Origin of the sequence: Mycobacterium sp., from assembly GCF_039583805.1 — a bacterium.
Taxonomy (GTDB): domain Bacteria; phylum Actinomycetota; class Actinomycetes; order Mycobacteriales; family Mycobacteriaceae; genus Mycobacterium.
The window spans coordinates 1-10,177 of record NZ_JAVKSH010000059.1 but is presented as its reverse complement, the minus strand read 5'-3'; the positions used below and the strand labels follow the sequence as shown (position 1 = coordinate 10,177).

The window sequence follows — 10,177 nt, the reverse complement described above, 5'->3', positions numbered from 1 at the left end:
GCGTCGAGTGTGCGCTGTGTGCGTCGAGTGTGCGCTGTGGGCGCAGAAATCGGCGAAAGCCCGCCCCAGGCGCACAGTCAAGACCGTCAGCGCACAGTCAACCCTCGCGATTGCAGCGCCTGGCGGACCCGTCGCAGAATACCGGCGGGGCGGTCCTCGGCGACGACCCGAACCACCAGCCAGCCCAGCCGGTCCAGGGTCTCCGATCGCCGAACATCGTTGACGTATTGCCACCGGTCGGTCCGGTGCTGGTCGCCGTCATACTCGACCGCAACCAGGTGTTCCGGCCAACCCATGTCGAGGTAGTACATTCGGTCGCCGGCATCCACCGGAATCTGGGTTTGCGGCCGCGGGAACCCCGCATCGACGAGCAACAGGCGCAGGTAGCTCTCCCTGGGCGACTGTGCTCCCGGGTCGACCAGCTCGAGCGCCGTTTCCAGTTGGCGCAATCCCCGCGCACGAGGGTGGCGGCCCGCCAGCAGCGCGACGTCGCCGGGCGTCAACCGGGTGGCCCGGGCGAGCGCATCCAGTTGGGCAACCGCCGCGCGGACCTCCCCGCGCCGGCCGAGGTCGAACGCGGTGCGCTCGGGGGTAGTGACGGCGCGACCGGCCAGGATCTGCACCTCGTCGTCGAGCAACAGCTCACGGCGTGTCACCACACCCGGCGGTGTACGCGGGTTGGAGTGCACCAGTTCCACCACCACATCGCCGTCGATCCACTTCGCCCCGTGCAGGGCGGCCGCCGCAGATCCGGCGATCGTTGCCCGCCGGCCCGACCAGAGCCAGGCCGCGGCGATGCGCTGCTCCAGCGACGGCTCGATCTGCCTGGGCAGGTAAACGTTGGGACACACCAGCCGGTAACGGGATCGCAACTGATGGCGGTTCACCGTGCCCGACGCCAACGCCTCGCTGCCCATGAACGGCTCCTCCACAGCGCGCAGAATCGCACGCCGCATCCGCGCGGCGCCGCATTCCATCCACAGGCCACACAGCGTGCACAAAGGTGATCTCCAGCTTGCGACTTCACACTTGCGCTATGGTCGGCCAGCCTGCTCGTTGGACCGCCACCGCCCGGGCGCTGAGGCGTTGCGGGTTCGGGGTGACCGGCGCGCGGGTCGACGCCATGGCCGGCCAAGACTGGGCAGGCTACGTCGGCGCCGCGCTCGACGCGGACCCGGACGCCGACGCCGGGGCGGTGGCGACACCGATGCCGACGCTGCCGGCGCCGCGCGGCCCCGGCAGGAACGCCGCGATCGCGGCCCGAAAGCAGTACAACCGCCAGCTGTCCGAGCAGATGACCGAGCTGTCGCGCTGGTGGCTGCGCCGCATGGCCGCCGTCGACCAGCCGATGCACGAGAAGCTGACCCTGTTGTGGCACAACCACTTTGCGACGTCCGCCCAGAAAGTCCAGGTCGCGTCCTACATGGCGGAGCAAAACCAGAAGCTGCGCACGCTGGCGCTCGGCGACTTCCGCACGCTGGCCTACACGATGCTGACCGACGCGGCGATGCTGCGCTGGCTGGACGGGCAGAGCAACACCGCCAAAGCCGCCAACGAGAATCTCTCCCGCGAGTTCATGGAGCTGTTCGCGCTCGGGCACGGCAACGGCTACACCGAGGACGACGTGCGGGCCGGGGCGCGAGCGCTCACCGGGTGGGTCATCCGGCCCGGCGGTCAGACAGCGCTGGTAGCCAGGCGCCACGACGGCGGCGCCAAGACGCTGTTCGGCGTGACCGCCGATTTCGACGCCGCGGGTTTCTGCGACACCGTGCTGGCCCAGCCGGCGTCGCCGCGTTACATCGCCGGCCGGTTGTGGCAGCAGTTGGCCACCGACGACCCGCCGTCGGCGCAGGCGCTGGAGCGAGCTGTCACCGCCTACGGTCCGCAGCGTGATCTGCGGGCGCTGACCCGGTCGATCCTCACCGACGACGAGTTCCTGCGCAGCCGCGCGGCGGTGGTCAACACCCCGGTCGAATGGCTGGTGGGGGTGATCCGCACGCTGCAGGTACCGCTGGGCACCCCGGCCCGGCTGAACATGGCCGACGCGACGCTGAAAGCGTTGGGCCAGAAACCCTTCTATCCACCCACGGTCGGCGGGTGGCCACGCGGGCGGGTCTGGCTCTCCACCGCCAGCGCCGGGGTTCGGCTACGGGCCGCCACCAACCTCGCCCGGGCCGGCGACCTGTCCGACATCGACGATGCCGCTGCGCCAGACCGTATCGACGCCGTCGGCTACCTGATCGGCATCGGACAGTGGTCGGACCGGACCGTCGCCGCGCTGCGGCCGCTGGTGCGCAGGCCGCTCCAGCTGGTGGCCGCCGCGGTCAACACCCCCGAATACCTGACGTCCTAGCGAGCTGCCGATGACCGAAATCACTCGCCGCGCCTTCCTGATCGCCGGCGCCGGGGTGGGCGCAGCCGGCCTGCTGTCGGGCGGCGTGGGCCTTTGCTGGCCCGACCTGATGCGCTCCGCGCAGGAGCGACCGTTGGCTGAGGGCAGCGGAATCCTGGTGATCGTCACCCTCTACGGCGGCAACGACGGCATCAACACCGTAATCCCCTACGCCGACAACGCATATCACGACGCCCGCCCCGAGCTCGCCTACCCGCCGGAGGATGTGCTGCACCTGGACTCCCGGCTGGGGCTCAATCCCGCGCTCAACGGGCTCAGCCAGCTGTGGAACGAACGAAAACTGGCCATTGTGCGGGGCGTCAGCTACCCGCACCCCGATCACAGCCACTTCCGGTCGATGGACATCTGGCAGACCGCGTCACCGGCCGAGCCGGTCTCGACCGGGTGGATCGGCCGCTGGCTCGACGCCACCGGCGACGACCCGCTGCGCGCGGTCAACGTCGGCGCCGTGCTGCCTCCGCTGGCGATTGGAGAAAAGTGCACGGCTGCAGCGCTTTCCACGGCAATCTCGCCGGAGGCCCAGGAGCGGTTCGCACCGGTCATGACCGCACTGGGTGCCGACGACCCCGACGACACCCCGGCCATGTCCGCGGTGTGTTCCGCCTATCGCGCCAGCCGAACGACCGACACCACGTTCGGTGTGATCCGCCCGCCCAACCACGACCACAACCCGTTGGCCGCGCAGCTGGACCTGGTGTCGCAGGCCATCCGGGCGCGGGCGCCGACCCGGGTGTACACCGTGCAGCTGGGCGGATTCGACACCCACGCCGACGAACGCGGGACCCAGCAGCGTCTGCTGCAGACCTTCGACGATGCGGTGACCCCGTTCCTGCGCGGCATGGCCGACGACCCTTACGGCAAGAACGTCGTCCTGCTGGCGTACTCGGAGTTCGGCCGGCGGATGGCCGCCAATGCGTCGCACGGCACCGACCACGGCACCGCGGGACCGGTGTTCGTCGCCGGCACCCCGGTCACGGGCGGGTTCTACGGCGACGAGCCCAGCCTCACCGACCTCGACGACGGGGACCTCAAGCCCACCACCGACTTCCGGGACATCTACCACGAGCTGCTGGCGGGCACGCTGGCCAGCGACCCGACGCCGTCGGTCGGGGCCGGCCGGCGCAGCCTGGGTTTCCTGGCCTAGATCGCCCGCAGGCAGTCCCGCGCGATGGCCAGCTCCTCGTCGGTCGGGACGACCAGCACGGCGATCGGCGAGGCGTCGGTGGAAATCCGCCGGGTGGCATTGGCGGACTGCGTGTTTCGTTGCTGGTCCAGCTCGATGCCCAGGGCCGCGAGCCCGCTCACCGCGTCGCGGCGGACGGCGGCGTCGTTCTCGCCGATGCCCGCGGTGAAGCTCAGCACGTCGGTGCGGCCCAGCACCGCCAGGTAGGCGCCGATGTACTTGCGCAGCCGGTGCACGAACACGTCGTAGGCCACACCCGCTGCGCGGTCGCCTGATTCGACCATCTGCCGCAGCCGGCGGAAATCCCGCTCGCCGGCCAGCCCCAGCAACCCGGCGCGGTGGTTGAGCATCGACTCCACGTCGTCGACGCTCATCGCCGCGGCCCGGCACAGGTATCCGACGATGCCCGGGTCGACGTCGCCGCTGCGGGTGCCCATCACCAGGCCCTCCAATGGTGTCAGCCCCATCGACGTGTCGACCGGCCGGCCGGCGGCGATCGCCGACGCCGACGCGCCGTTACCCAGATGCAGCACAATCTGGTTCAGCTCGCCCACCGGCCGGCCCAGAAAGGCAGCCGCCTGCTCGCTCACGTAGTGGTGCGACGTGCCGTGGAACCCGTACCGGCGGATCTGCCAGCGCTGCGCTAACTCCCGGTCGATGGCGTAGGTCGCGGCCGCCGCCGGCAGGTCGTGGAAGAACGCGGTGTCGAACACCGCGACGTGCGGCACGTCCGGCAGCATCGCGCGCGCAACCTCGATGCCGGTGATCGCCGGCGGGTTGTGCAGCGGCGCCAGCGCCGACACCTCCGCCAGCCGGGCGATCACCGCGTCGTCGATCACCGTCGGGCGGTAGAACTCGTTGCCGCCGTGCACCACCCGGTGCCCGACCGCCACCAGCCCGCAGGTCGCCAGGTCGACGCCTGCGCCGGCCAGCCGGTCGAACGCCAGCCGCAGCGCGGCGTCGTGGTCGACGACCGGCGACGAGTGCTCCCCGATCTGCTCGACGGTGCCGTCGGCCAGGGACTCGCCCAAATCAGACTCCACCACGGCGTATTTCAGCGACGACGAGCCAAAGTTGAGCACCAGCACCGCGCGGTCAGCCATGGACACTCTGCGCCTGGATCGCGGTGATGGCAACGGTGTTGACGATGTCTTCGACCAGCGCCCCCCGCGACAGGTCGTTGACCGGCTTGTTCAGGCCCTGCAGCACCGGGCCGATCGCGATGGCGCCGGCGCTGCGCTGCACCGCCTTGTAGGCGTTGTTACCGGAGTTCAGGTCGGGGAAGATCAGCACGGTGGCATGGCCGGCGACCGGCGAATCGGCCATCTTGGTGGCGGCCACCGTCGGGTCGATCGCGGCGTCGTACTGGATCGGTCCCTCCACCAACAGGTCCGGCGCCCGTCGGCTCACCACTTCCGTTGCGGCCCGCACTTTGTCCACGTCGGCGCCGACGCCAGACTCGCCGGTGGAGTAGGACAGCAAGGCAACTCGCGGCTCGATGCCGAACTGGGCGGCGGTGCGCGCCGAGCTGATCGCGATGTCGGCGAGCTGCTCGACGGTCGGGTCCGGGACGATCGCGCAGTCGCCGTAGGCCAGCACCCGATCCGGCAGGCACATCAGGAAAATACTGGAGACGGTGGAAACCTCCGGCGCGGTCCGGATGATCTCGAACGCGGGCCGCACCGTGTGCGCGGTGGTGTGCACCGCGCCGGACACCATGCCGTCGACATCCGAGTTGTACACCATCATGGTGCCGAAATAGGAGGCGTCCTTCAGGACTTCGCGGGCCAGCTCGAGTGTGACGCCTTTGCTTTCGCGCAGCTGCGCGTACTGGGCGGAGAACGTGTCACGCAGCGGGCTCGACCGCGGGTCGAGCACGCTCGCCGCGGACAGGTCGACACCGAGTTCTGCTCCCCGGGAACGGATCTCGACCTCGTCGCCGAGGATCGTCAGGTCGACCACCCCCCGCCGAAGCAGCCTGCCGGCCGCCCGCAGGATGCGGTCGTCGTCGCCTTCGGGCAGCACGATGTGTTTTCGGTCGGCTCGGGCCCGGTCCAGCAGCTGGTAGGCGAACATCTGCGGCGTGGTGACCGTCGGGATCGGAATCGCCAACCGCGCCAACAGGTCGGCGACGTCGACGTTGCGCTCCATCAGCGCCAGCGCGGTGTCGACCTTGCGCTGCGACGCCGCGGTGACCCGGCCGCGGGCTGTCGCCGCGGCGCTGGCCGTGTCGAAGGTGCCAGCCGTGTTGGCGATGATCGGCAACCGCAGACCCAGCCCGGCCACCAGGTTGGCGATGCCGGGATGCAACTGCATCCCGCCGTTGAGGATCAGACACGACAGGGACGGAAAGCCCTCGGCCGCATGTGCAGTCGCCACCGCCAGCACGACGTCGGACCGGTCGCCCGGCGTGATCACCGCCGCGCCGTCGGTCAACCGCTCCAGCACGTGCTCGGCGGTCATCCCGGCCACCAGCACGCCCGTCACCTCGCGGTCCAGCAGCGCGTCGTCGCCGCTGATCACCGTCCCGTCGACGGCGTGCGCCATCTCGGCGACCGTCGGCGCGAGCAGCAGCGGTTCGTCGGGCAGCACGTAGGCCGCCGTGTCGAAGCCGCGCAGCGCGGCGGTCACCGCCGCCACGTCGGCGGGCGCGCACCGGTTGGCCACCACCGCGACGGCATGCGCGTGCTGGGCGGCCACTTCGGCCAGCGACACCTCGACGACCTGCGCCACCTCCGCGGATGTCCGGCCGGCCGCGCGCACGGTCAGCACCACCGGTGCGCCCAGGTTTGCCGCGATGCGCGCGTTGACGCTCAACTCAGCCGGTGTCGCAACCCCGGTGTAGTCGCTGCCGACGATCACCACAGCGTCGCAGCGGGCGGCGACCCCGTGGAACCGGTCGACGATCTCGGCGATCGCGGCGTCGCTGTCGTCGTGCAGTTGCTGGTAGCCGACGCCGGCGCACTGCTCGTAGGACAGGCCGGCGCTGGCGTGCGCCAACAGCAGCTCCAGGACGTAGTCGCGGGACTCGCCGGGCCGGACAATCGGCCGGAACACGCCGACCCGGGCCACCGTCGCGCTGAGCAGGTGCAGCAGCCCCAGCGCAATCGTCGACTTGCCGGTGTTGCCCTCCGGCGACGCGATGTAGATCCCCGAAGGCCCCGGCACGTCAACCCAGCCGTCGCAGCCGCGGCGCGAGGTCCTTCTGGAAAAGTTCCAGGAACCGGCGCTGGTCGTGGCCGGGCGCGTGGAACACCAAGTGGTTCAGGCCATATCCGAGATAGGCGCCGACCCGCTCGACGGCGTCGTCGGGGTCGGAGGCCACGATCCAGCGTTTGGCGACCTGTTCGATGGGCAGCGCGTCGGCCGCCTTCTCCATCTCGATGGGGTCGTCGATGCTGTGCTTTTGTTCGGCGGTCAGCGACAGCGGCGCCCAGAACCGCGTGTTCTGCAGCGCCAGTTCGGGATCCGGGTCGTAGGAGATCTTGATCTCGATCATCTTGTCGACGTCGGCGACCAATCTGCCCGCGGCCGCCGCGCCCTCGGACACGGCCGGCATCAGCTTCTCGGTGTAGAGCTCCTCGCCCTTGCCGGAGGTGCAGATGAAGCCGTCCCCGGCCCGCCCGGCGTACTTGGCCACCGCCGGACCGCCGGCGGCGATGTAGACCGGCACCCCGCCGTCGGGCACGTCGTAGATCGAGGCCCCGCGCAGCCGGTAGTACTCGCCGTCGAAGTCGACGCGGTCGCCGCGCCACAGCTCGCGCATCAGCCGCACCGACTCGCGCAGCCGGGCGAAGCGCTCCTTGAACTCCGGCCATTCGCCGGCATATCCGGTGGCGATCTCGTTCAACGCCTCGCCGGTGCCCACACCCAGGAAGACGCGGCCCGGGTACAGGCAGGCCATGGTGGCGAACGCCTGCGCGATGACGGCCGGGTTGTACCGAAACGTCGGGGTGAGCACCGAGGTGCCCAGTTGGACCCGGGTGGTGCGCTCGCCGACGGCGGTCAGCCACGACAGCGCGAACGGGGCGTGCCCGCCCTGGTGCCGCCACGGCTGGAAGTGGTCGCTGACGGTGGCGCTGTCCATGCCGTGGGCTTCGGCGGCGACGCCGAGTTCGACGAGTTCGCGCGGCGCGAACTGTTCGGCCGACGCCTTGTATCCGAGTTTAAGTGCAGTCACGCTCTCGTTTCTACCCGCATGCTGTTGGCGGGCAACCCGCGGCGCCCGGCCCGCCGCGCCCGGTGCCTACACTCTCGGGCATGGCACCGGTGTGCACAGCCGTCACCGAGACCGTGCACCTCGTCCGGGGTGCAGCGGTCAACTGGCTGCTGGTCACCGACGACACCGGGGTGATGCTCATCGACGCCGGCTATCCCGGTGACCGCGACGACGTGTTGGCGTCGCTGCGGCAGCTGGGCTATCAGCCCGGCGACGTGCGCGCGATCCTGCTCACCCACGCCCACATCGACCATTTCGGTTCGGCGATCTGGTTCGCCAAAACCCTTAACACGCCGGTGTACTGCCATCCCGACGAGGTCGGCCACGCCAAACGTGAATACCTGGAGCAGGCGTCGCCGATCGGCGTCGTACTGCGCAGCTGGCGGCCGCGCTGGGCGCGGTGGGCCGCCCACGTCGTGCGCAACGGCGGGCTGCTCCGCGACGGCATCCCGTCCGCGCAGCCGCTGACGGCGGAGGTCGCCGCGGGATTGCCGGGCCGCCCGACGGCCATACCCACGCCCGGGCACACCGGCGGGCACTGCTCGTATCTGGTCGATCGCGTGCTGGCCAGCGGCGACGCACTGGTCACCGGGCATCCGCTGCTGCGCCGCAGCGGCCCGCAGCTGCTCCCGAAGATGTTCAGCCACAACCAGGACGACTGCGTGCGCAGCCTGGCGGCACTGGCGCTGCTGGACATCGAGATCGTGGCGCCCGGCCACGGGGAGCTGTGGCGCGGCCCGATCCGCGCGGCCGTCGAGCAGGCGAGCCGTCGATGAGCCCGGCCGTGCAACCTCCGATGGACCTCGGCTCCTGGATCGCCCGGCGGGCCGCCGCCACCCCGCGGCTGCCGGCAATCACGTTCGACGGGCACACCCTCACCTACGGCGCGTTCGCCGACCGGATCGACCGGCTGGCGGCCGAACTGGCTGCCGGAGGCGTCGCGCCCGGAGATCGGGTCGGCTACGCCGGGCTCAACCATCCCGACTTCCTGGCCACACTGTTCGCCGCCGCTCGGATCGGCGCGGCATTCGTGCCGTTGAACTGGCGGCTCACCGCCGGCGAGCTGAGCTACATCCTGCGCGACGCCGGCGTGCACACGCTGGTGGCCGATGCCGAGCGCGCAGCCGTGGTCAACCCGGTCCGCGCCGAGACCGAACTCCGGCGCACCATCGCGCTGACGCCGGTGCCGGGCTGGGAATCGTTGGGGGACTTGGTCGCTGTCCGCGAGGCCTGCACCGACCCGATCCACCCCGAACCCGACGACGTCGCGGTGATCATGTACACCTCGGGCACCACCGGCCGTCCCAAGGGAGCGATGCTCACCCATGCAAACCTGTTCTGGAACAACGTCAACGCGCTGCTGGCCTTCGACACCAGCCAGCACGACGTGTCCCTGGTGTGCGCGCCGCTGTTCCACATCGGCGGATTGAACGTCACGACGCTGCTGACGCTGCAGAAGGGCGGGCAGATCGTGCTGATGGCGACCTTCGACCCGGGTCAAGCGCTCCAGCTGATCGCCGACCACCAGGTCACCACCATGTTCGGTGTGCCAGCGATGTTCCTGTTCATGAGTCAGCACCCTGACTTCGCGGCGACAGACCTGTCCAGCGTGCGCTACCTGGTCTGCGGCGGCGCGCCGGTGCCGGAGGCGTTGATCAGCCGCTACGGTGCGCGGGGCATCCCCTTTGCGCAGGGCTACGGGCTGACCGAGACCGCTCCGCTGGCCCTGGTGCTGCGCACCGACGAGGTGGGCGTGAAGATCGGCGCGGCAGGCCACCAGGTGCTGCCGCTGTCCGACGTGCGACTGGTCGACACGGCCAACGTTGCGGTGCCCGCGGGCGTGCGCGGCGAGATTTGTGTGCGCGGGCCGCAGGTGATGGCCGGGTACTGGGGTAACCCAGAGGCAACGGCCGCGGTGATCGACGACGAGGGCTGGTTCCACACCGGCGACATCGGGCGGGCCGACGACGAGGGCTACGTCTGGGTGATCGACCGGGTGAAAGACATGGTGATCTCCGGCGGCGAGAACGTCTATCCGGCAGAGGTCGAGGACGTGCTCTACGGTCATCCAGCCGTTGCCGAGGTCGCGGTGCTGGGCACTCCGCACGAGCGGTGGGGCGAGGCGGTCACCGCGGTGGTCGTGCTGCGGCCGGGGGCCACGCTGACGCTGGACGAGTTGCGCGTCTTCGCCCGGGACAAGCTGGCCGGCTACAAGCTCCCGGTGCGCCTGGAATTCGTCGACGCGTTGCCCCGCACCCAGTCCGGCAAAGTCGTGAAATATCAACTGCGCGAACATCTCGCGGAAAATCCGGACAACCACTGACGAGGAAGTTTGCGCTCAGCGCAGCTCGTACACCGCCAT

General features: G+C 70.3%; 8 protein-coding genes. 4 read left to right on the top strand and 4 right to left on the bottom strand.

Annotated elements, in window-relative coordinates; translation table 11 throughout:
- Positions 1 to 86 precede the first annotated feature (86 nt).
- The gene (locus ABDW21_RS09770) at positions 87 to 917 is read right to left on the bottom strand and encodes a DUF559 domain-containing protein (protein WP_343710374.1); all 831 of its coding nucleotides are present in this window, start codon (positions 915 to 917) and stop codon (positions 87 to 89) included.
- Positions 918 to 1,036: 119 nt separating this feature from the next.
- Between ABDW21_RS09770 and ABDW21_RS09765 the strand changes: the two genes are divergently transcribed.
- Entirely contained in the window at positions 1,037 to 2,353 is a 1,317-nt protein-coding gene (locus tag ABDW21_RS09765; RefSeq protein ID WP_343601202.1) for a DUF1800 domain-containing protein, read from the top strand.
- 10 nt (positions 2,354 to 2,363) lie between these two features.
- Positions 2,364 to 3,557 carry a DUF1501 domain-containing protein gene (locus tag ABDW21_RS09760; protein WP_343710368.1) on the top strand — a complete coding sequence of 398 codons (1,194 nt, stop codon included), beginning with the start codon at positions 2,364 to 2,366 and terminating at the stop codon, positions 3,555 to 3,557.
- Here ABDW21_RS09760 and ABDW21_RS09755 read toward each other — a convergent pair.
- From ABDW21_RS09755 to fgd, 3 genes are read right to left on the bottom strand one after another with little or no spacing between them, the layout of a single operon-like run.
- Complete coding sequence (locus tag ABDW21_RS09755; RefSeq protein WP_343601200.1) at positions 3,554 to 4,699, bottom strand: acetate kinase; 1,146 nt, start codon at positions 4,697 to 4,699, stop codon at positions 3,554 to 3,556. The genes ABDW21_RS09760 and ABDW21_RS09755 overlap by 4 nt on opposite strands.
- On the bottom strand, positions 4,692 to 6,764 hold the full coding sequence (pta, locus tag ABDW21_RS09750) for a phosphate acetyltransferase (protein WP_343710367.1): 2,073 nt from the start codon (positions 6,762 to 6,764) through the stop codon (positions 4,692 to 4,694). Before pta ends, ABDW21_RS09755 begins: the two co-directional genes overlap by 8 nt.
- A gap of 1 nt (position 6,765) precedes the next feature.
- A complete protein-coding gene (gene fgd, locus ABDW21_RS09745; RefSeq protein WP_343710366.1) occupies positions 6,766 to 7,776 on the bottom strand; it encodes a glucose-6-phosphate dehydrogenase (coenzyme-F420) in 1,011 nt (336 codons plus the stop codon).
- 80 nt (positions 7,777 to 7,856) lie between these two features.
- Here fgd and ABDW21_RS09740 point away from each other — a divergent pair, with 80 nt between their 5' ends.
- Together ABDW21_RS09740 and ABDW21_RS09735 are read left to right on the top strand one after the other, a co-directional pair.
- Entirely contained in the window at positions 7,857 to 8,591 is a 735-nt protein-coding gene (locus ABDW21_RS09740) for an MBL fold metallo-hydrolase (protein WP_343710365.1), read from the top strand.
- 20 nt (positions 8,592 to 8,611) lie between these two features.
- Entirely contained in the window at positions 8,612 to 10,138 is a 1,527-nt protein-coding gene (locus ABDW21_RS09735) for a long-chain fatty acid--CoA ligase (RefSeq protein ID WP_343710373.1), read from the top strand.
- Positions 10,139 to 10,177: the final 39 nt, after the last annotated feature.

Bases quoted from the DNA above. Each gene is read 5' to 3' on its own strand.
- ABDW21_RS09740 (WP_343710365.1), top strand. From the start codon at position 7,857: ATGGCACCGGTGTGCACAGCCGTCACCGAGACCGTGCACCTCGTCCGG.
- ABDW21_RS09755 (WP_343601200.1), bottom strand. From the start codon at position 4,699: ATGGCTGACCGCGCGGTGCTGGTGCTCAACTTTGGCTCGTCGTCGCTG.
- ABDW21_RS09760 (WP_343710368.1), top strand. From the start codon at position 2,364: ATGACCGAAATCACTCGCCGCGCCTTCCTGATCGCCGGCGCCGGGGTG.
- ABDW21_RS09770 (WP_343710374.1), bottom strand. From the start codon at position 917: ATGGGCAGCGAGGCGTTGGCGTCGGGCACGGTGAACCGCCATCAGTTG.
- ABDW21_RS09735 (WP_343710373.1), top strand. From the start codon at position 8,612: ATGGACCTCGGCTCCTGGATCGCCCGGCGGGCCGCCGCCACCCCGCGG.
- ABDW21_RS09765 (WP_343601202.1), top strand. From the start codon at position 1,037: ATGGTCGGCCAGCCTGCTCGTTGGACCGCCACCGCCCGGGCGCTGAGG.